22 protein-coding genes are annotated in these 24,570 nt (G+C 71.6%); 16 read left to right on the top strand and 6 right to left on the bottom strand.

The window, feature by feature from the left end:
• Positions 1 to 53 precede the first annotated feature (53 nt).
• On the top strand, positions 54 to 956 hold the full coding sequence (locus PVE36_RS04540; RefSeq protein WP_277454844.1) for a hypothetical protein: 903 nt from the start codon (positions 54 to 56) through the stop codon (positions 954 to 956).
• Positions 957 to 1,049: 93 nt separating this feature from the next.
• Here the strand turns inward: PVE36_RS04540 and PVE36_RS04545 are convergent, their stop codons facing one another.
• The 3 genes from PVE36_RS04545 to PVE36_RS04555 form a co-directional block, all read right to left on the bottom strand.
• A complete protein-coding gene (locus PVE36_RS04545; protein ID WP_277454846.1) occupies positions 1,050 to 2,516 on the bottom strand; it encodes an MFS transporter in 1,467 nt (488 codons plus the stop codon).
• A gap of 93 nt (positions 2,517 to 2,609) precedes the next feature.
• On the bottom strand, positions 2,610 to 3,536 hold the full coding sequence (locus PVE36_RS04550; RefSeq protein WP_277454848.1) for an SDR family oxidoreductase: 927 nt from the start codon (positions 3,534 to 3,536) through the stop codon (positions 2,610 to 2,612).
• Positions 3,537 to 3,540: 4 nt separating this feature from the next.
• Positions 3,541 to 4,599, bottom strand: a complete 1,059-nt coding sequence (locus PVE36_RS04555) for a DNA polymerase IV (protein ID WP_277454849.1) — start codon at positions 4,597 to 4,599, stop codon at positions 3,541 to 3,543.
• 87 nt (positions 4,600 to 4,686) lie between these two features.
• Here PVE36_RS04555 and PVE36_RS04560 point away from each other — a divergent pair, with 87 nt between their 5' ends.
• The 11 genes from PVE36_RS04560 (at position 4,687) to PVE36_RS04610 (ending at position 16,358) form a co-directional block, all read left to right on the top strand.
• A complete protein-coding gene (locus PVE36_RS04560; protein ID WP_277454850.1) occupies positions 4,687 to 5,871 on the top strand; it encodes a cysteine desulfurase family protein in 1,185 nt (394 codons plus the stop codon).
• A gap of 1 nt (position 5,872) precedes the next feature.
• Positions 5,873 to 7,048 (top strand): tRNA 2-thiouridine(34) synthase MnmA, encoded by a 1,176-nt coding sequence (gene mnmA / locus PVE36_RS04565; protein WP_277454852.1) that lies wholly within the window; start codon positions 5,873 to 5,875, stop codon positions 7,046 to 7,048.
• Positions 7,045 to 8,043 carry a methionine synthase gene (locus PVE36_RS04570; RefSeq protein WP_277454853.1) on the top strand — a complete coding sequence of 333 codons (999 nt, stop codon included), beginning with the start codon at positions 7,045 to 7,047 and terminating at the stop codon, positions 8,041 to 8,043. The genes mnmA and PVE36_RS04570 overlap by 4 nt, the downstream gene beginning before the upstream one ends.
• Positions 8,044 to 8,252: 209 nt before the next feature.
• Complete coding sequence (locus tag PVE36_RS04575) at positions 8,253 to 8,738, top strand: (2Fe-2S)-binding protein (RefSeq protein WP_277454854.1); 486 nt, start codon at positions 8,253 to 8,255, stop codon at positions 8,736 to 8,738.
• Complete coding sequence (locus PVE36_RS04580) at positions 8,735 to 11,164, top strand: xanthine dehydrogenase family protein molybdopterin-binding subunit (protein WP_277454855.1); 2,430 nt, start codon at positions 8,735 to 8,737, stop codon at positions 11,162 to 11,164. Before PVE36_RS04575 ends, PVE36_RS04580 begins: the two co-directional genes overlap by 4 nt.
• Positions 11,161 to 12,021 (top strand): xanthine dehydrogenase family protein subunit M, encoded by an 861-nt coding sequence (locus PVE36_RS04585; protein ID WP_277454856.1) that lies wholly within the window; start codon positions 11,161 to 11,163, stop codon positions 12,019 to 12,021. The genes PVE36_RS04580 and PVE36_RS04585 overlap by 4 nt, the downstream gene beginning before the upstream one ends.
• A 40-nt stretch (positions 12,022 to 12,061) precedes the next feature.
• A complete protein-coding gene (locus tag PVE36_RS04590; protein WP_277454857.1) occupies positions 12,062 to 12,844 on the top strand; it encodes a 5-oxoprolinase subunit PxpA in 783 nt (260 codons plus the stop codon).
• Positions 12,841 to 13,740 carry a carboxyltransferase domain-containing protein gene (locus PVE36_RS04595; protein ID WP_277454858.1) on the top strand — a complete coding sequence of 300 codons (900 nt, stop codon included), beginning with the start codon at positions 12,841 to 12,843 and terminating at the stop codon, positions 13,738 to 13,740. Before PVE36_RS04590 ends, PVE36_RS04595 begins: the two co-directional genes overlap by 4 nt.
• Positions 13,737 to 14,711, top strand: coding sequence for a biotin-dependent carboxyltransferase family protein (locus PVE36_RS04600; protein WP_277454861.1), 975 nt, complete (start codon positions 13,737 to 13,739; stop codon positions 14,709 to 14,711). Before PVE36_RS04595 ends, PVE36_RS04600 begins: the two co-directional genes overlap by 4 nt.
• Before the next feature lie 46 nt (positions 14,712 to 14,757).
• Complete coding sequence (locus PVE36_RS04605; RefSeq protein WP_277454863.1) at positions 14,758 to 14,991, top strand: acetyl-CoA carboxylase; 234 nt, start codon at positions 14,758 to 14,760, stop codon at positions 14,989 to 14,991.
• Positions 14,988 to 16,358, top strand: coding sequence for an acetyl-CoA carboxylase biotin carboxylase subunit (locus PVE36_RS04610; RefSeq protein ID WP_277454866.1), 1,371 nt, complete (start codon positions 14,988 to 14,990; stop codon positions 16,356 to 16,358). Before PVE36_RS04605 ends, PVE36_RS04610 begins: the two co-directional genes overlap by 4 nt.
• Before the next feature lie 161 nt (positions 16,359 to 16,519).
• On the opposite strand, the gene PVE36_RS04615 is transcribed toward PVE36_RS04610, so the two are convergent.
• Positions 16,520 to 18,022 carry a long-chain fatty acid--CoA ligase gene (locus PVE36_RS04615; protein ID WP_277454868.1) on the bottom strand — a complete coding sequence of 501 codons (1,503 nt, stop codon included), beginning with the start codon at positions 18,020 to 18,022 and terminating at the stop codon, positions 16,520 to 16,522.
• A gap of 134 nt (positions 18,023 to 18,156) precedes the next feature.
• On the opposite strand from PVE36_RS04615, the gene ligA reads away from it, so the two are divergent.
• From ligA to PVE36_RS04635, 4 genes are all read left to right on the top strand, one after another.
• Positions 18,157 to 20,334, top strand: a complete 2,178-nt coding sequence (ligA, locus tag PVE36_RS04620; RefSeq protein WP_277454870.1) for an NAD-dependent DNA ligase LigA — start codon at positions 18,157 to 18,159, stop codon at positions 20,332 to 20,334.
• Positions 20,331 to 20,807, top strand: coding sequence for a DUF664 domain-containing protein (locus PVE36_RS04625; RefSeq protein WP_277454872.1), 477 nt, complete (start codon positions 20,331 to 20,333; stop codon positions 20,805 to 20,807). The genes ligA and PVE36_RS04625 overlap by 4 nt, the downstream gene beginning before the upstream one ends.
• 94 nt (positions 20,808 to 20,901) lie before the next feature.
• Positions 20,902 to 22,641 carry a DEAD/DEAH box helicase gene (locus tag PVE36_RS04630; RefSeq protein WP_277454874.1) on the top strand — a complete coding sequence of 580 codons (1,740 nt, stop codon included), beginning with the start codon at positions 20,902 to 20,904 and terminating at the stop codon, positions 22,639 to 22,641.
• A gap of 117 nt (positions 22,642 to 22,758) precedes the next feature.
• Positions 22,759 to 23,454: a class I SAM-dependent methyltransferase gene (locus PVE36_RS04635; RefSeq protein WP_277454875.1), complete on the top strand. Its 696-nt coding sequence runs from the start codon at positions 22,759 to 22,761 to the stop codon at positions 23,452 to 23,454.
• Between the two features lie 95 nt (positions 23,455 to 23,549).
• Here the strand turns inward: PVE36_RS04635 and tpx are convergent, their stop codons facing one another.
• Together tpx and PVE36_RS04645 are read right to left on the bottom strand one after the other, a co-directional pair.
• Positions 23,550 to 24,044: a thiol peroxidase gene (gene tpx, locus PVE36_RS04640; RefSeq protein WP_277454876.1), complete on the bottom strand. Its 495-nt coding sequence runs from the start codon at positions 24,042 to 24,044 to the stop codon at positions 23,550 to 23,552.
• A gap of 73 nt (positions 24,045 to 24,117) precedes the next feature.
• Positions 24,118 to 24,561 (bottom strand): HIT family protein, encoded by a 444-nt coding sequence (locus PVE36_RS04645; protein ID WP_277454877.1) that lies wholly within the window; start codon positions 24,559 to 24,561, stop codon positions 24,118 to 24,120.
• Positions 24,562 to 24,570 lie beyond the last annotated feature (9 nt).

Below are 24,570 nucleotides of genomic sequence, written 5' to 3' on the forward strand. Positions count from 1 at the left end.
CTCCGTGGCCCCCGCGGGCCATCCCCTGAGTCCCCGTATCGAGGTTTTTCCCTGTGAGTTCGTCCCGCTACGTCGGCCGGCACGGTGGTGCCGAACGACGCCGCATCTCGTTGTCGTCCCTGGCCGGCTCCGGAGCCGCCCGCGCCGCCGCGAAGTCCGTGGCCGGCGTCGGCATCGTCCTGGGCTCCGGAGCGTTCGTCATCGCGCCGTCCTCGGCCATCGGCTCCGTCGACGCCGACCCGGGCCTCCTGGGTGCCGAGCAGTCCATCTCCGCCACCGACCTCCTCGCGGAGCGCGCCGCCGCCACGGACTCGCGCAGCTCCGCAGGGTCCCGCTCCGCCCAGCGCGGTGCTCCGGCCGCGATCACCGCCCCCGGCAAGGCCTCGGCGCAGGCCGGCACGGGGGAGCTGGAGGTCGAGCCGGTGGCCAAGCCGAAGCCGAAGCCGAAGCCCGAGCCCGAGCCGGAGGAGGCCGAGACGGCGCAGACCGAGGCGACGCAGGAGCCCGCTCCCGAGCCGGAGCCCTCCACGACGACCGAGTCCGAGAGCACGGAGAGCACCGAGAGCTCTGGGAGTTCTGAGAGCACGGCCCCCGCCCCGAGCGGGGTGCAGACCGACGGCTACGCCGCGGAGGCGGCCGAGATCGGTCTCGGCCCGAACGCCAGCCGCGTCTACTCCGCCGTGCGCAACCAGTTCCCCGACATGACCAACATCGGTGGCTACCGCGCCGGCGACCCGGGCGACCACGGCTCCGGCCGGGCGGTCGACATCATGGTTAGCGGCTCGCGTGGCGACCAGGTCGCCGCTTGGCTGCAGCAGAACGCCGGCAGCCTGAACATCAAGTACCTCATCTGGGAGCAGCGCATGTGGCGTCCGGGATCCTCCTGGAGCTACATGGAGGACCGGGGCTCGACCACGGCCAACCACTACGACCACGTGCACGTCTCCGTGAACTGACCCCCGCCTCCCGCAGGCGCGGAAATCGAGGGTGGACGTGGTAATTACCGCGTCCGCCCTCGATTTCTGCGTCCAGACCGGATCGGGCCGTGCTCAGCCCGCGGTCCGGTCACGCTGGTCCTTGACCGCGAAGGCCAGGGCCACGAGCACGACCAGCCCGATGAGGCCGAAGCCGACCACGAACGCGACCGACCAGCTGCCGCTCACGCCGAGCGCGGCGAAGGCGGCCGAGGTGATGACGGCGATGCCGATCGAGGTGCCGATGCGCTGCCCGGTCTGCATCACCGCGCCCGAGCTGCCGGCGTAGTCGAGGGGCACGTCGGCCAGCGTGAGCGTCTGGTTGGGACTGATCACGGCACCCTGGGCCACGCCGATGAAGGCGAGGCTGAGCACGAGCCACCACTCGCTGGCCAGCCCCTGCGCCCGCAGCAGCACGACCGCGATGCTCAGCGCCAGCCCGGCCAGGGCGAAGAGCAGCCCGCCGATGACGACCTTGCGTCCGTAGCGGATGACGCGGCTGCCGGCCCAGTGCGCGGCCACGGCCGAGATGAACGCGGACGGGACGCCGACGAGGCCGGCCTGCAGCGCGCTCCTGCCGGCGCCCTCCTGGAGGTACATGGCCACGAGCACCCAGATGCTCGTCATGCCCAGGAAGTAGAGCATGACGATGATGCTGCCGTTGGTGAAGCTGCGGATCCCGAAGATGTCGAGGTTGACCATCGGGCTGCGGCCGGTCGCGCGGTAGTGCTGCTCCCACTTCACCCAGACCCACGCGAGGAGGACCCCGACGGGCAGGAGCAGCCACAGCCACCCGGAGGAGCGGCCCTCGACGAAGGGGAACATCGTCGCGAGCACGGCCAGGCCGAGCAGGAGCGAGCCGACCGGGTCGAGCGAGCGCGACGCCTTCGGGGCGCCCGGGTCGGTGGCTGCCGGTACACGCCGCAGGAGGGGGCGGGGGAACCAGCGCAGCGCGAGCGCCAGGCAGAGCAACCCCACCGGCACGTTGACGAGGAAGGTCAGGCGCCACCCGATCTCGGGGCCACCGAGCTGGATGAGCAGTCCTCCGAGCACTGGCCCGATCCCCACGGCGACGCCGACGACGCTGCCGAAGTACCCGAAGGCCCTGCCCCGCTCGGCGCCGCGGAAGTACTGCTGGATCATGCCGACGCCCTGCGGGTTGACCAGGCCGGAGCCGACGCCCTGGACGAAGCGGGCCGCGTTGAGCGCATCGGCGTTGGGTGCCAGGCCGGCGGCGACCGACGCGAGGGTGAAGACGCCGACCCCGAGGACGAACAGGCCCCCGCGCCCCATGAGGTCGCCCGCGCGCCCGGCGGCGACGAGGACGACGCCGAAGGTCAGGGCGTAGCCGGCGAGCACCCACTGGGCGTCCGAGTCGCTGGCGTCGAGGCCCTCCTGGATCGAGGGGAGGGCGACGTTGACGATGCTCACGCCGACGAGGGACATGAAGATCGCGACCAGGAGCACCCACAGCACGCGCCAGCGGTGGGCGTCCGAGATCACGTCACGGGGGTCATCGACCGCCTCGGCCTGACCCGCCACCCGTGACCTCCCTCAGCTCGATTCGTGCATCCTGCAGACAAACGCCGGGGCATCTCCGGACATTCCCGCGGGCCGTCGGACGAAGGGGGTGGGTCACCGGTAGTCGGGCAGCAACCCCGTCGGTTGGTCGTGCCACCCGAGGTCGCGGATGAGCCCCCAACAGTCGGGGCGCGAGCCGTCGACGTCGGTCACGCCGTACGCGTCGGACAGCTGCCGGGCGGTCAGCACCGCTCCGTGGTGGCGGGCAGCATCGGCATCGGCCGCGAGGGCCGCCACGCCCCGCGCGACGTAGGTGGGCGTCTCCGAGGCGCCGAAGCCGGGCACCCGCTCGGCGGCCTCGGCCCAGGTCTCCTCGGTGACGCCGAACGCCTCGAGCATCGCCTCGGAGCGCAACCAGCCGGGCGTGACGCCCACGACCGTGACCGGCTGCTCGGCCAGCTCGGCCGACAGGCTCGTGACGAGCCGGTCGATGCACCCCTTGACGTAGTCGTAGTAGAAACCGACGCCCTGCCGGTACTCCCGGTTGACCTCGCTCGGCCCGTCGGTCATCTCCACGAGGAGGCCGCCGCCGGACTCCAGCACCAGGGGCAGGGCGAGGGCGCTGGTGATGACGTGGGTGTCGATGCCCATCCGCAGCATGCGCAGGCCGCCCTCGAGGTCGTGCTCCCACAGCGGCGTGCCGAACTGCGCGTACCGGTCGCCGCCGAAGATGTCGTTGACGAGGACGTCGAGCCGGCCGTGGCGCTCGCGGATGCGCTCGACGAGCGCGCGCACCTCCTCCGGCCGGGTGTGGTCCACCCGCTCGGCGACGCCGTCGCCACCCGCCTCGCGCACCAGGTCGAGGGTGTCCTCGATGGTCTCGGGGCGCTCGATCTCGGAGGCCCCGGACGTGCGGCTGCTGCGGCCGCTCGCGTGGACGAAGGCCCCCGCACGGGCGAGCTCGACGGCCAGGGCCCGCCCGGCCCCACGGGTCGCTCCGGCGACGAGGGCGACGGATCCGGACAGCGGTGTCTCAGCCATCCCCTCAGTCTCGCGGCTCGCGGTCGAGACCGCCATGGGGCGCGACCATCTCGCCGCGCACCCCGAGCAGACGGATCGGGCGGGGGTCCTCCAGCGCCCGCAGCAGGTCGAGGGCGGTGCCCGCGATGGTGTCCGCGTCGAAGGTGGGCTCGCCCAGCTTTCGCACCCGCACCACCGTGAAGAACGGCGCGAAGCGCACCTTGAGGTGCACGCGGGAGCAGGCCCTCCCTTCGCCCCGCAGGTCGGTGGCCACCTGCGCCGCGAGCGCCCGGACGGCCCTCTCGATCGCGGCCGGCTCGGTCAGGTCCTGCTGGAAGGTCGTCTCGTGCCCGTGCGCCCTGGCCACGTGCGGGGTGTCGTCGACGACGGCGCTGCCCTCGCCGCGCCCCAGGAGACCGATGTGCGGGCCGGTGCGGGGCCCGAACTCCTCGACCAGCACCTGCGTGGGCGCCGCGGCCAGGTCGGCCACGGTCTCGATGCCCAGCCCGGACAGCCGGGCCCCGATCCGCGGTCCCACGCCCCACAGGGCGGTGGTCGGACGCTCGCCCATGACCTCCAGCCAGGTGCGACGGGTCAGCCGGTACACCCCGCCGGGCTTGCCGAACCCGGTGGCGACCTTCGCCCGGACCTTCGTGTCCCCGATGCCCACCGAGCAGTGCAGACCCGTCGCCTCGTGCACCGCCGCCCGGATGGCGTGGGCGCTGCCCTCGGGGTCCTCGGTGTCGACCCCGACGAAGGCCTCGTCCCACCCGAGGACCTCCACCACCGCACCGGGGAAGGCTCTCAGCGTGCCCATCACCTGCGCGGAGGCCGCCTCGTAGACGGGGAAGTCCACCGAGAGGAAGACCGCGTCCGGGGCCTTGCGAACGGCGATCTTCAGCGGCATGCCCGACCGCACGCCGAGCTCCCGCGCCGCGTAGGACGCCGTGGAGACGACGGCGCGCTCGCTCGGGTCACCCCGACCGCCGACGACGACGGGTCGGCCCGCGAGCTCGGGGTGGCGCAGCACCTCGACCGCCGCGAGGAACTCGTCCATGTCGACGTGCAGCACCCAGCCGGTCATGGACCCATCATCGCGCCCGGTCGGGGAGCGGTCCGCCCATGCGTGCGGGGGGAATATCCCCCTTCGCGCATCCGTAGACTCTTGGTGATGACCACCTATCTCGACCACGCGGCGACCACGCCGATGCTCCCGGCTGCCCGGGCGGCGATGGTCGAGCAGCTGGCGATCACCGGCAACGCCTCGAGCCTGCACGGTCCCGGCCGGGACGCGCGGCGCACCGTCGAGGAGTCGCGCGAGCAGATCGCGGCGGCCCTGGGCGCCCGCCCGAGCGAGATCGTCTTCACCTCCGGTGGCACCGAGGCGGACAACCTCGCGATCACCGGCAGCTTCCGCTCCGCCCGTGCGGCCGACGCCCGGCGCACGCGCATCGTCGCCAGTGCCGTCGAGCACCACGCCGTCCTCGACCCCATCGACCACGCGGTGGAGCACGAGGGCGCGCAGGCGACCTTCGTCGTCCCGGGGGAGTGCGGGACCGTCCAGCCGAGCGCCGTGCGCGAGGCGATCGAGACCGACCCCACCGACGTCGCCGCCGTGTCGGTGATGTGGGCGAACAACGAGGTCGGCACCGTCCAGGACGTCGCCGCGATGGCAGAGATCGCCCACGAGCACGGGCTGGCCTTCCACACCGACGCCGTGCAGGCCGCCGGGCACCTGCCCGTGGACTTCGCGGCCAGCGGCGTCGACCTGATGAGCGTCAGCGCGCACAAGCTCGGCGGTCCGATCGGCATCGGCGCCCTCGTCGCGAGGCGCGATGCCCGCCTCATCGCCCTCAGCCACGGCGGCGGGCAGGAGCGCGGCATCCGCTCGGGCACCCTGGACGTCGCCTCGATCCGCGCCTTCGCCGTGGCCCTGACCGAGTCGGTGGAGCGAAGGGAGGAGGAGGCCGCGCGCATCGGTGGCCTCCGCGACCGATTCCTGACCGGGACGCAGCAGCTCGACCTCGGCATCCGCGTCACCGGTTGCTGGAAGGTCGGGGACGTGACCACCCGCCTGCCCGGCAACGCCCACATCACCATCCCCGGGTGCGAGGGCGACTCGATGCTCTACCTGCTGGACGCGGCCGGCGTCGCGGTCTCGACCGGGTCGGCCTGCCAGGCCGGGATCCCGCAGCCCTCCCACGTCGTCCTCGCGATGGGGCGCTCGGAGGGGGAGGCACGCGGCTCCCTCCGCGTCTCCTTCGGCGCGACCTCGACCGAGGCCGATGTCGAGAGGGTCCTCGCCGCCCTGCCCGAGGCCGTCGACCGTGCCCGACGGGCGAGCGGAGCGGCCTGAGATGCGTGTCGTCGCCGCGATGAGCGGCGGGGTCGACTCCGCCGTCGCCGCCTCCCGGATGATCGAGGCGGGCCACGACGTCGTCGGTGTGCACCTCGCCCTGGCCAAGGACGCCAAGACGCTGCGCGAGGGGGCCCGCGGGTGCTGCACGATCGAGGACGCCGGTGATGCCCGCCGCGTCGCCGACCGGCTCGGCATCCCCTTCTACGTGTGGGACATGGCCACCCCCTTCGACCGGGACGTCGTCGAGGACTTCGTCGCCGAGTACGAGGCCGGCCGCACCCCCAACCCCTGCCTGCGCTGCAACGAGAAGATCAAGTTCGCCGCCCTGCTCGACAAGGCGCTGGCGCTCGGCTTCGACGCCGTCGCGACCGGGCACTACGCGCAGATCGTCGACGGGCCGCACGGTCGCGAGCTGCACCGCGCCGTCGACGACGCGAAGGACCAGTCGTACGTGCTCGGGGTGCTGGACGAGGAGCAGCTGGCCCGCGCGTTCTTCCCGCTCGGCGACACGACCAAGCCGGACATCCGCGCCGAGGCCGCCGAGCGCGGCTTTGCCGTGGCCAAGAAGCCCGACAGCCACGACATCTGCTTCATCTCCGACGGTGACACCCGCGGCTGGCTGACGCAGCGCCTCGGGGAGCGCGAGGGCGAGATCGTCGACGAGGGCTCCGGCGAGGTCGTCGGCGAGCACCGCGGTGCGTACGGCTTCACCGTCGGGCAGCGGCGCGGGCTCGGCCTCGACCGCTCCGGCCTGGACGGGCAGCCGCGCTACGTCACCCGGGTCGAGGCGGAGTCCAACCGCGTCTTCATCGGCACCGCCGACCTCCTCGGCACCGACCTGATCGAGGCCGACCACGTGCGCTGGTGCGGCCCGGCGGCCTCCGGCAGCCATCGGCTCGGCGCCCAGATCCGCGCGCACGGCGAGGAGATCCCGGCGCTCGCCGAGGTCGTCGACGGCGAGGGCGGTGCCCGGCTGCTGGTCCGCCTGGACACCGCCGTCCGCGGCGCCGCCCCCGGCCAGTCGATCGTGCTCTACGACGGCACCCGCGTCGTCGGGTCGGGGACGATCGCCCGGGCCTCCCGTTCCGCGTCGCCCGCGGGTGGAGGTGAGCTCGCCGACGAATCGCCGGCGCCTGCCCGTTCATCCAGCGGTCGCGCGGCGGGCGAGGCATGACACTCGCCTCCGGCGTCGGCTCGTGGCCGGGGGAGCGCCCCCGCGAGGCCACCGTCGCCGTCCGCGACCTCCTCGGTGACGGCATCCCGCACCTGCCCGAGCTGCCCGCACGCGGACCCGGCGCCGACATCATCGGCCGGGGAGCCGCGCTGCTCACCGACCTGCACGTCGAGACACAGCCCTACGGGTGGCGCTTCACCGACCGCTCCGGCCGGGACGAAGGGAGGGCCCGCGCCCTCCTGCGCGAGGACCTCGACGAGCTCGCAGAGGCCTACGACGGCTGGACCGGGCCGCTGAAGCTGCAGGTCGCCGGCCCGTGGACCCTCGGTGCGAGCATCGAGCTGCCGCGGGGTGAGCGGGCCGTCCACGACCCCGGAGCCCGGCGCGACATCGCGGGCGCCCTCGCGGAGGGGGTGCGCCAGCACGTCGCCGACGTCGAGCGACTGGTGCCCGGGGCCGCGGTGATCGTCCAGGTCGACGAGCCCGGCCTGCCGGCCGTGCTCGAGGGCCGCCTCCCGACGCAGTCCGGCTACGGACGCCTGCGGGCCGTCGATCGCGGCGAGGTGCGTGACGGCCTCCGCACGGTCCTCGGGGCGCTGGAGGGGCACACGACCCTCGTGCACTGCTGCAGCGGTGACGTGCCGGTGACCCTGCTGCGCGAGACCGGCGCCGACGGGATCTCCCTGGACACCTCCCTCGTCGACGGCCCCCGGTGGGAGCAGCTCGCCGAGGCCGTCGAGGCCGGGGTCACCCTCTGGGCGGGAGCCGTCCCCACCTCGGGCGGGACCGACTGGCGCACGGCCCGCGACCGGCTCGTCGCCGCCTGGCACCGCATCGGCCTGCCCGATGCCGCCCTCGGTGACCTCGTGGTCACGCCCGCGTGCGGACTGGCCGGGGGACCCCCCTTCGAGCAGGTGGGGACGCAGTCGGCGGTGGACGCCCTGCGCACCACCCGGGACCTCGCCACGGCCCTGAGCGACGTCGCCGCCGGCTGACGGCACCCCGGATACGAACTACTGCAGGCAGCAGCACGTATCGCGCGCAGTAGTTCGAGCTGCGGCTGACGATACGAAGTACTGATTGCAGCACTTCGCGGCGGCGCGGATCGGTGCGGCCGTCGTGTGGCGCTTGTCACTTCGTGCCACATGCACCAGTGTTGACCGCACAGGAGCAACCCGGCACAACGTCGTGCGAAGGAAGTGCAATGGCGCGCATCACCGTCACCGTCGATGGCATGAGGTTCACCCACGAGGTCGAACCCCGAACCCTGCTGGTGCACTACCTCCGCGAGACGGTCGGCAGGACCGGCACCGTGGTCGGGTGCGACAGCAGCAACTGCGGCGCCTGCACCGTGCTCGTCGACGGGGAGAGCATCAAGTCCTGCTCCGTCCTCGCCGTCCAGGCGGACGGCGCCGAGATCGAGACCGTCGAGGGCCTCGCCGCCGGTGACGGCACACTGCACCCGGTCCAGCAGGCCTTCCACGAGCACCACGGGCTCCAGTGCGGGTACTGCACCCCCGGGATGCTCATGCGCACCGTCTGCCTCGTGCGCGAGAACCCGGAGCCGACCGAGGACGAGGTCCGCGAAGGGCTCAAGGGCAACATGTGCCGCTGCACCGGCTACCAGGGGATCGTCTCGGCGGTCATGGCCTACTCGCAGGCCGCCCGCGACGAGGAGGTCGGTCGATGAGCACCGCACCCGATGCGCCGAGCGCGCAGGACGAGCGGACCCCCGAGATCGGGCGCGCCCGCCTGCGCCGCGAGGACGAGCGGGCCCTGACCGGCCGGACCCGGTGGACCGACGACATGACCCTGCCCGGGATGCTCCACCTGTCCGTGCTCCGGTCCCCGGTCGCCCACGCCTCGATCACCGAGCTGGACACCACCGAGGCCGCCCGGGCGCCCGGGGTCGTCGGGGTCTGGACCGGGGAGGACCTGCCCGAGCAGGGGGCGATGCCGACGGCGTGGACCGTCAGCGACGACATGAGGACACCGCCCTACTTCCCGCTGAGCGTCGGATCCGTCAAGCACGTCGGCGACATCGTGGCGGTCGTGGCCGCCACGTCGAAGGAGGCCGCCGACGACGCGCTCGAGCTCATCGACGTCGACTACGACGAGCTCCCCGTGGTCGTCGACCCGATGGTCGCGAAGCAGGAGGGGAGTCCGCTCGTCCACCCGGACCTCGGCACGAACGTGTGTGCCACGTGGGGACTCGACTCGGTCACCCTCGGCACCGGTGGCGACGCCGCCGCGGCGATCCGCGAGGCCGAGTCCGACCCCGACCAGGTCGTGGTGCGGCGCACGCTCCGGCAGAACCGCGTCACGCCCGCCTACATCGAGCCCCGCTCGATCGTCGTCGACCCGACCGCCGAGCAGGTGACGATGTGGTCGGCCACCCAGGTGCCGCACATCGTGCGCATCCTCATGGCGATGACCCAACCCATCGAGGAGCACGAGCTGCGCGTCGTGGCGCCGGACGTCGGTGGCGGGTTCGGGGGCAAGCTGCAGTTCACCCGCGAGGAGGCGCTGGTGCTGCTGATCGCACGGCGGCTGCGCCTGCCCTGCAAGTACACCGAGTCCCGCAGCGAGTCGATGCAGTCGTCGCACCATGCGCGCGACCAGGTGCAGGAGCTGACCCTGGCCGCACGGCGGGACGGCACCATCACCGCCCTGGACGTCGACCTCACCGCGGACATGGGGGCCTACCTGGGCATCCTCACCGCGGGGATCCCGCTGCTGGGCGGATTCATGTTCAACGGGATCTACCGGATCCCGGCCTACTCCTTCCACTGCACCGACGTCTTCACCAACAAGACGATGACCGATGCCTACCGCGGGGCGGGGAAGCCGGAGGCGACCTTCGGCATCGAGCGGATGATGGACGAGCTGGCCGTCGAGCTGGACCTGGACCCGATCGAGGTGCGGCGACGCAACTGGATCAGGCCCGAGGAGTTCCCGTACGCCACCGTGGCCGGCCTGACCTACGACTCCGGCAACTACGACCAGGCCACCGACAAGGCGCTCGCGATGTTCGGCTACGACGAGCTGCGGGCCGAGCAGCGGCGTCGCCGCGAGGCGCAGGACCCCGTCCAGCTCGGCATCGGGGTGTGCACCTTCGTCGAGCTGTCCGGACTGGCCCCCAGCCGCGTGCTCGGAGGCCTGAACTACGGCTCCGGCGGATGGGAGCACTCCACGATCCGGATGCTCCCGACCGGCAAGGTCGAGGTCGTCGCCGGCACCACCTCGCACGGGCAGGGGCACGCCACCGCCTTCTCCCAGATCGTCTCGGACGAGCTGGGCATCCCCTTCGAGGACATCGTCCTCATCAGCGGCGACACCGCGTCCGCCCACAAGGGCATGGACACCTACGGGTCCCGCTCGCTGGTCGTCGGGGGGATGGCGATCGTCGGGGCGGCCCGCAAGGTGGTGGAGAAGGCCCGGCCGATCGCCGCCCACATGCTCGAGGCAAGCACCGACGACCTCGAGTTCGCCGGGGGGAGGTTCTCGGTCAAGGGCACGGGCAGCGGCGTGACCATCCAGGAGATCATGATCAGCACCTGGCTCGCGCACGACCTCCCGGACGGGCTGGAGCCGAACCTGGATGCGGACTGCACCTTCGACCCGGAGAACTTCTCCTACCCCACGGGGACGCACCTGGCGGCCGTCGAGGTCGACACGCAGACCGGGCGGGTGACGGTCCGCGACTACGTCTGCGTCCAGGACGTCGGCGTCCTGGTCAACCCGATGATCGTCGACGGGCAGGTCCACGGCGGACTCACCCAGGGCATCGCCCAGGCGCTGTACGAGGAGATCCAGTACTCCGACGAGGGCCAGCTCACCAGCGGCACCCTCGCCGACTACCTGGTCCCGGCTGCCCCGGACGTCCTGCGCTACCGCACGGACACCACCGTGACCGAGGCGACCACCAATGTCCTGGGGGTCAAGGCGGTGGGCGAGACGGGTGCCACCGCCGCCCCGCCGGCCATCGTCAACGGTGTGCTGGACGCCCTGCGACCGCTCGGGGTCACCGACATCACGATGCCGTGCACCCCGCCGAAGGTCTGGACGGCGATCGACGAGGCGCGACGCACGACCGAGGGACAGGTGACGGCATGAGGCCCGTGGACTTCGACTACACGTCACCGACCACCCTCGAGGAGGTGGTGCGCAGCCTCGACGACGGGGGTGACGAGGCCACCATCATCGGTGGCGGGCAGTCGCTCATGCCGGTGCTGCGCATGCGGATGGCCGACCCGGAGCTCCTCGTCGACCTGCGCAGGGTCCCCGGCATGCGGGAGGTGCGGGAGGAGGGCGACCACGTCGTCGTCGGTGCCATGGCCACCCACCACGCAGTGGCCCACGACGCACTCGTCGCCGCCCATGCCGGGGTCCTGGGCCAGGCCGCGGCGTGCGTGGGGGATCCGCAGATCAGGTACCGGGGGACCGTCGGCGGTTCCCTGGCCCATGCCGACCCGGCGGGCGACATCGCACCCGCCGTGCTGGCGCTCGACGGCGTCATCGAGGTCACCGGTCCCGACGGGGCGAGGACGGTGCCGGCGACGGAGTTCTTCCACGGCCCGTTCACCACGGACCTGCGCGACGGCGAGGTGCTGACCGCCGTTCGACTGCCCAAGCACACGGGGTGGGGGATGCGCTACGAGAAGTTCGCGCACGTGGCCCAGTCCTGGTCCATCGTCGCCGTCGCGGCGGCGGTGCAGGTCGAGGACGGTGCCATCGCCCGCGTGCGCCTGGGGATGGCCAACATGGGGCAGACACCGCTGCGGGCAGAGACGGCCGAAGCAGCGCTGACGGGAGTGCCGCTCCAGGAGCGCGCCGTGCACGACGCGGCCGCGCGTGCCGGCGAGGGAACCTCCCCGCCGGTCGACGCCGCGGGCACCGCCGAGTACCGCCGCCATCTCGCGGGGGTCCTGGCCGGCCGGGCGGTCGCCGCGGCCGCGGGAGTGGCCGGATGAGAAGAAGCCAGTCGGCAGACGCACGGACAGGAGCCTGCGCATGAGTACCAGCACCGCGAAACTCGTCGATCTCAACGCGGACGGTGGTGAGAGCTTCGGTCGGTGGACCCTGGGTGCCGACGAGTCCCTGGCCCCGATGATCTCCTCGCTCAACGTGGCCTGCGGGTGGCACGCCGGTGACCCGGCGACCATGGCCACCTCCGTCGCGCTCGCCAAGGAGCACGGGGTCGGGCTCGGCGCGCACCCGGGTTTCCCCGACCTCACCGGCTTCGGACGCCGCGCGATGGCCTTCTCCCCGACGGAGGCGGCGCAGGCAGTGCTCTACCAGACCGGAGCCCTGCGGGCCTTCGCGGACCAGCTGGGCGTCCCCCTTCGTCACGTCAAGCCCCACGGCAGCCTCTACGGGCTGCTGATGAAGGACGACGACGCGGCCGACGCCGTCGCCGACGCCGTCGCGGAGGTGGACCCGACCCTCTTCATCGTGCTGGAGGCCGGGCACTGCGCCGACCGGCAGCGCGAGCGCGGCCACAAGGTGGCTGCGGAGGCCTTCGCCGACCTCGAGTACACCGACGACGGGCACATCATCATCGACCCGAAGAACCAACGGCGCGACCCCCAGTGGTGCGCCGACCAGGTCGCCGACATCCTCCAGGGGCGGGTCCGGTCGGTCAACGGGGTGGTCTCCTCGATCCGGGCGGACACCGTCTGCCTGCACTCGGACCGACCGGGGGCGGTGGACAACGCCCGTGCCGTCGTCGACCGCATGACCAGCTTGGGGTGGACGATCCGGTCCCTCCACCAGATCGACCAGGAGGGTTCATGAGCCAACCGGTGCAGCTGCCTCCCGCGCGCTACGAGCACGGGGGAGACGAGTTCATCTTCGTCGAGATCGCCGAGGAGATGAGCATGGAGGCCAACATCAAGGCCACGCTCATCACCCAGGAGCTCGAGAGCAGGCAGATGTCGGGACTGGTCGACATCTGCCCCTCCAATGCCTCCTACCTCGTGCGCTTCGACCCCGACGTCATCCCCCCGGCGGACCTCATGGCGCTCCTGAAGGACCTGGAGGGGCGCTTCCAGGAGGTGCCCGAGGGGTTCACGCTGCAGACCCGCGTCGTGGACGTGCCGGTGCTCTACAACGACCCCTGGACGCACGAGGCGATGATGCGCTTCCGCGACCGGCACCAGGACCCGGAGTCGACCGATCTGGAGTACGGCGCCCGCACCAACGGCTTCGACAGCGTCGAGGCCTTCATCGAGCACCTGGCCGGGAACCCGTGGATCGTCACCATGCTCGGCTTCGTCCCGGGCCTGCCGTTCTGCTACCAGCTCGAGCCGAGGGAGCGGCAGGTGCAGGTCCCCAAGTACGTGCGGCCCCGGACCTTCACCCCGGAGCGTGCCTTCGGCATCGGTGGTGCCTTCTCGGTGGTCTACCCGGTCCAGGGGGCCGGCGGCTACCAGCTGTACGGGATGTCGGCCACGCCGGTGCTCAACGTGCGCCAGGACCACCCGGACTTCGCCCACTCCATCGTCTTCCCTCGGGCGGGCGACATCCTGCGGTACCGCTCCGTGGACCGCACGGAGTTCGACGACACCCGCAGGGAGGTGGAGGCGGGCACCTTCCGCTACCGGCAGCACGACGTCGAGTTCTCGCCGGCGGCCTTCCTCGACGACCCGCAAGGAGTCAACGACCGTCTGCTGGAGGTGCTGTACCGATGAGTGCACAGGTGAGAGTCGTCTCCGGCGGGCTGTCGACGACGGTCCAGGACCTCGGTCGCACCGGCCGGTACGCCATCGGGATGCCGCCCTCCGGTGCGATGGACCAGTACTCCTTCCGTGTCGCCAACCTCCTCGTCGGCAACCCCGAGGGTGCCGCCGCCCTGGAGGCCACGTACATCGGGCCATCGCTGGAGTTCACCGACGACCGGCTCGTCGCCGTGACCGGCGGGGACGCCGCCGTCACGCTCAACGGCGAGCCCATCCCGATGTGGTCGAGCGCGCAGGTCCGCAGCGGTGACGTGCTGTCGTTCGGGATGATCACCAGCGGCGCGCGCCCATACATCGCTGTGTCCGGCGGCATCGCCGTGCCGGAGTACCTGGGGTCCCGGTCGACGTACACGTTGATCGGGCTCGGCGGCCACGAGGGTCGCACCCTGGCCGATGGTGACGTCCTCCCGCTCGGGGACGGGGTGACCGGGGAGGCCGGCGCCGTCGTGCCCGACGAGCTGGTGCCGCAGTTCCCCTCCGACATCGAGGTCCGGGCCGTCGTCGGGTTGTGCTCCTACCGGCTCACGCCGGCGGCGCTCGAGTCCTTCCTGAGCACTCCGTGGAGGATCACCAAGGACGCGGACAGGGTCGGGTACCGGCTGCGCGGCGGCACGCTCGACTTCGTCGAGCGCGAGCAGCCCTTCGGGGCGGGCAGCGACCCGGCCAACGTCGTCGACCTCGGCTACCCGCTGGGCTCGATCCAGGTGCCGGGCGGGGACGAGCCGATCGTCCTCCTCGGCGACGCCGTCACCGGCGGTGGCTACGTCACGATCGCCACGGTCATCTCGGTCGACCGGGACCTGTTCGGACAGGCCAAGACCGGCGACACCATCCGGTTCCGGGACGTCGGCATCGACGAGGCCCTGGCCGCGCGCGCCGACCGCAACCGACGGCTGGACCGGATCCGGTCGGCCCTGGCCTGAGCCACGCCCGCACGAGCACCACGCAGCCCCGTCGAAAGGAAGCACGATGCCCACGATCCCCTCCCCACTCCCCGGAGTGTTCTACCGTCGCCCGGCCCCGGACCAGGATCCCTACGTCACCGAGGGCGACCAGGTCACCGAGGGACAGACGATCGGCCTGATCGAGGTGATGAAGAACTTCAGCGAGCTGAAGGCGACAGCCGGCGGAACCGTCAAGGAGTTCCTCGTCGAGGACGAGTCGGACGTGTCCGTCGGGCAGGACGTGGCGGTCCTGGAGTGAGCGGGCCACCCACCCACCGGGTCCTCGTCGCCAACCGTGGCGAGATCGCGCTGCGCGTCATCAGGGCGGCGCACGCCTGTGGCTGGGAGGCGGTCGCGGTGCACTCCGATGCCGACGCCGACTCCCGCTGGGTGGCGCTGGCCGACGACGCCCGCCACATCGGCCCCTCACCGGCCCGTCGCTCCTACCTCGACATCGACGCCGTCGTGCAGGCGGCCCGCGACTCGGGGTGCACCCACGTGCACCCGGGGTACGGGTTCCTGGCCGAGCGTCCGGAGTTCGCGCGCCGGGTGACCGAGGCGGGGCTGACCTTCGTGGGCCCCTCGGCCGAGGTGATCGAGTCGATGGGGGACAAGGCCTCCGCGCGCCGGACGGCCGAGCAGGCCGGTGTCCCCGTCGTGCCCGGCTCGGAAGTCGTCGCCGACGTGGCCGCAGCGCGTGCGGCGGCCGCGGACGTGGGATTCCCCCTGCTGATCAAGGCGGCCGCCGGGGGCGGGGGCAAGGGCATCCGGGTGGTGCGGACCGAGGACGAGCTCGAGGGCGCTGTCTCGACCGCGCAGGCCGAGGCCAGCGCGGCCTTCGGCGACGGCTCGCTCTACCTCGAGCGGTGCATCGAGGACGCGCGGCACATCGAGGTGCAGGTCGTGGGTGACTCGCACGGCAACGTCGTGCACTTCTTCGAGCGGGACTGCTCGGTCCAACGACGTCGGCAGAAGCTGCTCGAGGAGGCGCCCGCTCCGGGTCTGTCCCCGGCGCTGCGCGACGAGATCACGGACGCGGCGGTCCGCCTCGCCGCGGAGGTCGGGTACCAGGGAGCCGGCACCGTGGAGTTCCTCGTCGAGGGCGAGCGGTTCTACTTCATCGAGATGAACACCCGCATCCAGGTCGAGCACCCCATCACCGAGATGGTGACGAGTGCCGACCTGGTCGTCGAGCAGCTGCGGGTCGCCGCCGGGGAGCCGTTGTCCGTGGCCCAGGAGGACATCGTCCTGTCCGGCGCCGCCCTGGAGTTCCGGATCAACGCCGAGGACCCCGAGCAGGACTTCTTCCCCTCGCCCGGGGAGCTCACCCGCTTCGACCCGCCCACCGGGCCGGGGGTGCGCGTGGACTCCGGCTTCGTGGCGGGTGGGCAGATCGTGCCGTACTACGACTCCCTCGTGGCCAAGGTCATCGTCCACGGCCGCGACCGGGAGGAGGCACTGGCCCGGGCCGAGCAGGCGCTCACCGAGCTCACCGTCGACGGGGTGGTCACCACGCGTGGTCTGCACCTGTCCCTGCTCGCCGACGAGGAGTTCCGTCGGGGCGGGGTCACGACGACCTGGTTCGAGGAGCGCTCGGCGGCACCGGCAGGCTCCACGCCCGACTGAGCTCGTCTGCGAGTCGAAGAGGGGACGCGACCTGTGGGTCGCGTCCCCTCTTCGACTCGGTTCCCTCCCTTCGAGACGGTTGCTGCGCAACCTCCTCAGGGAGCCTGCGCGACCTCCTCGCGGAGCGTGCGCGACCTCCTCGGGGAGCGGGGTCGGCAGCGTCAGTCGTCGGCGGGGGCGTGCACCTCGCGCTTGAGGATCTTGCCCGTGGGTCCCTTGGGCATCTCGCCGAGCACCCACACGGTGCGCGGGTACTTGTACGCGGCGATCCGGTCCTTGACGTAGTCGCGGATCTTGTCGACGTCACCGGAGGCGCCCTCACGCAGGGCCACGGCCGCGCCGATGTCCTCGCCGAGCTCGGGGTGCGGCACACCGACGACCGCGCACTCGAGGACGTCGGGGTGGGTGTAGAGCACCTCCTCGACCTCGCGGGGGTAGACGTTCATGCCGCCGCGGATGATGACGTCCTTCTTGCGGTCGACGATCGTGTAGTAGCCGTCCTCGTCGACGCTGGCGATGTCGCCGGTGCGGAACCACCCGTCCGGGATCGCAGCGGCCGTCTCCTCGGGCTTGTTCCAGTAGCCCTTCATGACGTTGTCGCCACTGATGGCGATCTCGCCGACGCCCTCGCCGGGGCCCACGTCCTGGCCGTCGTCGCCGATCAGCTTCATCTGGCAGCCGGGGATCGCCCGCCCGATCGTGCCGGGCTTGCTCGGCTGGTCGAGCATGTTGAAGGAGGCGACGGGGGAGGTCTCGGACAGCCCGTAGCCCTCGAGCAGGCGGACCTTGAACTTCTGCTCGAACTCGGTGAGCGTCGCCTCCGGCAGCGAGGAGCCACCGCTGACGCAGGTGCGCAGGCTCGAGGTGTCCGTCGAGTCCACGCTCGGGTGGTGCAGCATCGCGCCGTACATCGTCGGCACCCCCTCGAAGACCGTCACCGCGTCGCGGGCGACGATCTCCAGCGCCTTGCCGGGCTCGAAGCGCGGGATGAGCGTCAGGGTGGCGCCGGTGAGGACGGAGGTGTTGAGGCCGCACGTCAGGCCGAAGACGTGGAAGAGCGGCAGGCAGCCCATGACGACGTCGTCGGCGGTGATGCCGATGATGTCGTGCGCGGAGCGCTGCGCGTTGAGGTCCAGGTTCCGGTGGGTCAGCTCCGCGCCCTTGGGCCGACCGGTCGTGCCGGAGGTGTAGAGGATGACCGCGGTGTCCTCGTCGTCGCGCTCGACGGGCGTGGCGATCGGCTCGCCCGCCGGCAGGTCCTCCTCGCTCGGGCCGACCGGGCCGGAGGCGATGACCTTCGTCGAGGTGCCCTCCGCGCCGCCCTGCGCCTCGGCGAGGAAGTCACCCCACGCGAAGGCGAACTTCGCGCCGGAGTCGGTGAAGAAGTACTCCACCTCCTGCGCCTTCAGCAGCGGGTTCATGGGCACGACGGTGCCGCCGGCGAGCAGGGTCCCGTAGAAGAGGACCGGGAAGGCGGGGATGTTCGGCAGGATCAGCGCGACGCGGTCGCCCGGCTCGAGACCGGCAGCACGCAGGGCACCGGCCGTCTTCGCGGCGAGACCGTGCAGCTGCTGCCAGGTCAGCTCGGCGTCGTCGAGCTTGATGGCCACCTTGTCCGGGTGGGTCTGGGCGGTGGTGACGAGGTTGCTCGCCAAGTTGGTCATGGGTACTCCTGGGTAAGCCGGTGGTGGTGCCATCCAACACCGTTGTCCGGGTCGCACGGAAGGGGCCCTACGAGACGGTTGCTGCGCAACCTCCTCAGGGACCGGTTGTCCGGGGTCTGCGGCAGGATGGGAGCGTGAGTGAGATCCCCGAGACCGACGAGTCACCCCGGGCGGAGCCGGAGACCCCGGCCGACGTGCCCGAGGACATCCGCGACGAGTGGACCGAGCTGGCCGAGCAGGCAAGCGCCGCCCAGTTCGCCTACCACGTCAAGGACGCTCCCACGATCAGCGATGCGGCCTACGACGGGCTCATCCGCCGGCTGACCGAGATCGAGGAGGCGCACCCCTCCCTTCGCACCCCCGAGTCACCGACGCAGGCCGTCGGCGGAGCGGTCTTCTCCACCGAGTTCACCGCCGTCGACCACCTCGAGCGGATGCTCTCGCTCGACAACGCCGTGGAGGCCGACGAGCTGGTCGACTGGGCGGCCCGCGTCGAGCGCGAGGTCTCCGGCTTCCACTACCTGTGCGAGCTGAAGATCGACGGCCTCGCCGTCAACCTCCTGTACGAAGGGGGCCGGCTCACCCGCGCGCTGACGCGCGGTGACGGTCGCACCGGTGAGGACATCACGATGAACGTGCGCACGATTGCGGACATCCCCACCCGGCTGGACGGCAGCGAGCACCCGATCCCGGACCTGGTCGAGGTCCGTGGGGAGGTCTTCTTCCGCCTCGAGGACTTCGCCGAGCTCAACGCCGGCCTCGTCGAGGCCGGCAAGGCCCCCTTCGCCAACCCGCGCAACTCGGCCGCCGGCTCGTTGCGGCAGAAGGACCCCCGCGTCACCGCCCGCCGCCCGCTGCGGATGCTCGTCCACGGCACGGGCCGGCGCGAGGGCTTCGCCGTCGAGAGCCAGAGCCATGCCTACGAGCTGATGGCGTCGTGGGGGCTGCCCACCTCCCCGCACTACCGGGTCTTCGACTCCATGGAGCAGGTGCGGCGCTTCATCTCCGAGGTGGAGGAGCAGCGCCACGACTACGACCACGAGATCGACGGCGTCGTCGTCAAGGTCGACGAGATCGCCGTGCAGCGCCGCCTCGGCACGACCTCGCGCGCCCCCCGCTGGGCCATCGCCTGGAAGTACCCGCCCGAGGAGGTCAACACGACGCTGCTCGACATCCAGGTCAACGTCGGACGCACCGGGCGGGTCACCCCCTTCGGCGTGATGGAGCCGGTCACCGTCGCCGGGTCCACGGTCTCCCTGGCGACGTTGCACAACGCCCACGAGGTCAAGCGCAAGGGGGTGCTCATCGGCGACACGGTCGTGCTACGCAAGGCCGGCGACGTCATCCCGGAGATCCTCGGCCCGGTCGTCGAGCTGCGGGACGGCAGCGAGCGGGAGTTCGTCATGCCGACGCACTGCCCTTCCTGCGGCACCGAGCTGGGCCAGCAGAAGGAGGGCGACAAGGACATCCGCTGCCCCAACTCGCGCACCTGCCCCAGCCAGCTGCGCGAGCGGCTCTCCTCCCTCGCCGGGCGCGGGGCCTTCGACATCGAGGTGCTCGGGTGGGAGGGCGTCGTCGGGTTGCTCGACGCCGATGTCATCAGCGACGAGTCGACGCTCTTCTCCCTGACGGCCGAGGACATCGCCCGGGTCCCGCTCTTCACCCGTGCGGCGAAGAAGAACGACCCGCCCGAGGCCGTGCACGACGGACGGGTGCTGTCGGCCAACGGTGCCAAGCTCGTGGACAACCTGCAGACAGCCAAGGAGCAGCCGCTGTGGCGGGTGCTCGTCGCGCTGTCGATCCGGCACGTGGGACCCACGGCCGCCCGGGCGCTGGCCCAGCACTTCGGCTCGATGGCGGCCATCCGCGAGGCCACCGAGGAGCAGCTCGCCGACGTGGAGGGCGTCGGCCCCCGGATCGCCGCGTCGGTGCGCGAGTGGTTCGACGGCGAGGGCAACGAGTGGCACCGGCAGATCGTCGACCAGTGGGCCGCCGACGGAGTGCGCATGGAGGACGAGCGCGACGAGTCGATCGTCCAGACCCTGTCCGGGATGACCGTCGTCGTCACCGGCTCGCTGGAGAAGTTCAGTCGTGACTCCGCCAAGGAGGCCATCCTCGAGCGCGGTGGCAAGGCCTCGGGGTCGGTGAGCAAGAAGACCGACTGGGTGGTCGTCGGCGACAACGCCGGCACGAAGGAGGCCAAGGCCCGCGACCTCGGCCGGCCGATCATCACCGAGGAGCAGTTCGTCGAGCTGCTCGAGACCGGGACGGTCGCCGGCTTCGGCGAGGACGACGAGGACGACGAGGGATGACGGCACCGGACCTGCGGAGCACGCTGCAGTGGTACGTGGACACCGCGCTGGTCCGGCTGCTGGCCAAGGCCGACGAGCTCGTGGAGTCGGGTGGCGAGGAGCTGCTGTCACGGCGCCCCGACGTGGAGGATGCCAACAGCGTCTTCGCCTTGGTCACCCACTGCTGCGGGGTCATGGAGCACTGGGGCGGCGAGGTCGTCGCCGGCCGCCCGGTCAACCGGGACCGGGCGGCCGAGTTCACCGCGACCGGGACGCTCGCCCAGCTCGAGGAGCTCGTGGCCGCGCAGCGACGACGATGGCTCGACGACCTGCAGCGGTTCGAGCCGGGGGAGGTGCCGCGGGGTCCGGTCGAGCACCACGAGGGCGAGCCGGAGGTCATCACCCAGGGCTTCGTCGTGCTGCACGTCATCGAGGAGCTCTTCCAGCACCTCGGGCACGTCGACCTCACCGTCGACCTGCTCACGGGGCGGTGACCCCCCCTTCGTCCTGCAGTGATGCGCACCACCCGATCGGCTCCCGCCCGCGGGTCACTGGCCGCGACGGGGCGGCCCCGACTACGGTCGGGTTGTGAGCGACGACAATGTGACCAGCCCGGAGTCCGATCGGTCGTCCTTTGCCGACCTCGGTCTCGACGACCGTGTCGAGCGCGCGCTGAGGGACGTCGGCTACGAGACGCCCTCGCCGATCCAGGCCGCGACGATCCCCGCCCTGCTCGAGGGCCGTCACGTGGTCGGGCTCGCGCAGACCGGTACCGGCAAGACCGCGGCATTCGCCCTGCCGATCCTCAGTCGGCTCGACCCCAAGCAGAAGTCACCGCAGGCGCTCGTCCTCGCCCCCACCCGTGAGCTCGCGCTCCAGGTGTGCGAGGCCTTCGAGAAGTACGCCTCGCGGATGCCGAACGTGAAGGTCCTGCCGGTGTACGGCGGGCAGGGGTACGGCGTGCAGCTGAGCGCCCTGCGGCGTGGTGTCCACGTCGTCGTCGGCACGCCCGGCCGGATCATGGATCACCTCGAGAAGGGCACGCTCGACCTGACGGAGCTGCGCTTCCTCGTGCTCGACGAGGCCGACGAGATGCTCAAGATGGGCTTCGCAGAGGACGTCGAGACGATCCTCGCCGACACCCCGGAGGAGAAGCACGTCGCCCTCTTCTCCGCGACCATGCCGTCGCAAATCCGGCGCATCTCGAAGAAGTACCTGACCGACGCGCTCGAGATCACCGTCGAGCGCAAGGCATCGACGACGCCCAACATCACCCAGCGATATCTCTTCGTCTCGTACCCGCAGAAGGTGGACGCGCTGACGAGGATCCTCGAGGTCGAGAACTTCGAGGGGATGATCGTCTTCGTCCGGACGAAGAACGAGACCGAGACGCTCGCGGAGAAGCTGCGCGCGCGGGGGTTCTCCGCCGCGGCCATCAACGGCGACGTCGCCCAGGCGCAGCGCGAGCGGACCGTCTCCCAGCTCAAGTCGGGCAAGCTCGACATCCTCGTGGCGACCGACGTGGCAGCCCGCGGGCTGGACGTCGAGCGGATCAGCCATGTCGTCAACTACGACATCCCGACCGACACCGAGTCCTACGTGCACCGCATCGGCCGCACGGGTCGGGCGGGGCGCTCGGGCGACGCGATCTCCTTCGTGACGCCGCGCGAGCGCCACCTGCTCAAGTCGATCGAGAAGGCGACCCGCACGACCCTGACCGAGATGCCGCTGCCCAGCGTCGAGGACATCAATGCGACCCGCCTGAGCCGTCTGGACGACCGGATCACGACGGCGCTGGGTTCCACCGACCTCGCGGCCTTCCGCGATGTCGTGTCCCACTACGTGCGCGAGCACGACGTGCCGGAGCTCGACGTCGCCGCCGCCCTGGCGATCGTCCTGCAGGGCGACGAGCCGATGCTGATGGAGCCGGACCCGGTGCGCCCGCCGAGGCGCGAGCGGGACGAGCGCACGGACCGCGGCGGTCGCAAGGACCGCGGCGGTCGCGACGAGCGTGGCAAGCGGGGACCACGTGGTGCATCGGGTCCGATGGCCACGTACCGGATCGCCGTCGGACGACGGCAGAAGGTCGAACCGCGCCAGATCGTCGGTGCCCTCGCCAACGAGGGCGGTCTGGGCCGGCAGGACTTCGGGCACATCGACATCCGTGCGGACCACTCACTCGTGGAGCTGCCCGCGACGCTGCCTGCCGGGACGGAGGAGCGGCTGCGTCGCACCCGCATCTCCGGTCAGCTCATCGAGTTGCGGGAAGACAGGGGCCGTGGCGGACGCCCCGACAAGAAGCCGCACCGCAAGGGCCGGCGCCCCTGATCGTGGCGGGATCGGCGCACGCCCACATCGAGGTCGGTCGCGCGCGGTGATCCGGGCAGGGCGTCGGCACGTCCGTTAGGGTGACAGTCTTCCCGACCGGTGAGTGAGTGATCGACGATGACCGAGATCGAGACGCGGATCGAGGCCATGGGCAGGCCCGAGCCCGACTACGCCGGGAGGAAGTTCGGTGCGGAGGCCGTGGCCCGGCAGAAGCACCGCGACTTCGTCGGTGGCCACTGGGAGGAGATCGGGCAGCTGCAGCGCGACTTCCTGGTCCAGCAGGGACTGGAGCCCCGGCAGCGCTTCCTGGACGTGGGGTGCGGGAGCCTGCGGGCCGGGCGTCACCTCGTCGAGCACCTGGACCCGGGCCACTACTACGGCATCGACGTCAACCGGGACCTCATCGTCGCCGGGTACGACACCGAGCTGACCGACGGCCAGCGCGGGCGGCTGCCCGTCGGGAACCTGCGCAGCACGGACCGGTTCGACGCGGACTTCGACGTCGCCTTCGACATGGCGATCGCCCAGTCGGTCTTCACGCACATCTCCCTGAACCACATCCGGTTGTGCCTGCACCGCGTGGCGCAGGTCATGCGACCCGGCGGGCGGTTCTTCGTCACGTTCTTCGAGCAGGCCGCGGACTTCCCCGTCGACGGGATCCCGAAGCGCGGGCAGTACACGGAGCGCAACGTCTTCTGGTACTACCGCGACGACATCCGCTGGGCGTCGAGCTTCAGCCCGTGGTCCTTCCGCTACATCGGTGACTGGGGACATCCCCGCAACCAGCGGATGATCGAGTTGACCCGCCTCTAAGCGCTCCGGGGTCGGTCGGGGACACACGTCGTGCCAGTGCCCGGGCGGGCACTGGCACGAGGTGAGTCAGGGATGTACCGCCCAGTCGGTGCCGGTCAGGCCAGGGCCTTGACCGTGGCGTCGTAGTCCGGCTCCTGGGTGATCTCGGGGACCAGCTCGGTGTGGACGACCGTGCCCTCGGCGTCGAGGACGACGACCGAGCGCGCGAGCAGGCCCTCCATCGGTCCGTCCGCCATGGTCACGCCGTAGTCCTCACCGAAGGAGGAGCGGAAGGCCGAGCCGACCTTGACGTCCTCGATGCCCTCGGCGCCGCAGAAGCGGGCCTGGGCGAAGGGGAGGTCCTTCGAGACGTTGACGACGGTGGTGTTGTCGAGGCTCGCGGCGAGCTCGTTGAACTTGCGCACGCTCGCGGCGCAGACGCCGGTGTCGATGCTCGGGAAGATGTTGAGGACGACGCGGCCGGACACGTCGGCGCTGGTCAGCGCCGACAGGCCGTCGCCCACGAGGTCGAAGGCCGGAGCGCTGGCGCCGGGGGCCGGCAGCTCGCCGACCGTGTTGACGGGGTTGCCCTTGAATGCAGTGGTAGCCATACCCCATGCCTACACGTTCCGGGCTCCACTGTCTGCACCGGCCCGCCATGCGGCCGGTGGTCGACGGGGTGTGTCAGGACGGCAGCGGACCCGGACCCACGACCTGCTCCGCGTGCCCGTCTGCGCGCAGCCGGGAGCGCAGGCGCTCCGCGGCCTCCTCGAAGCGCTCGTCGGGCACGTCCCGCATGACCCGGCTCGGGTCGAAGTCCTGGTGCGACCGGGCCGGCCAGATGTGCACGTGCAGGTGCGCCACCTCGAAGCCCTCGAGCATCATCCCGATCCGCGGCGCGTCCCACTCCGCCTGCTGGGCGCGACCGATGACCTGCGCGACGTGCTGCAGGTGGGCCCACGTCCCGGCGTCGGCCTCCGTCCACTGCGCGATCTCCTCGCGGCTGACGACCATGACGTGCCCGTCGGTCATGGGCTCGATGGTCAGGAAGGCCACGCAGGTCTCGTCCGACCAGACGAAGCGTCCGGGGATCTCGCCGGTGATGATCTTGGTGAAGAGAGTCGCCATGCCGCCAAG

This window comes from Janibacter sp. DB-40 (assembly GCF_029510815.1).
Classification (GTDB): Bacteria; Actinomycetota; Actinomycetes; order Actinomycetales; family Dermatophilaceae; genus Janibacter.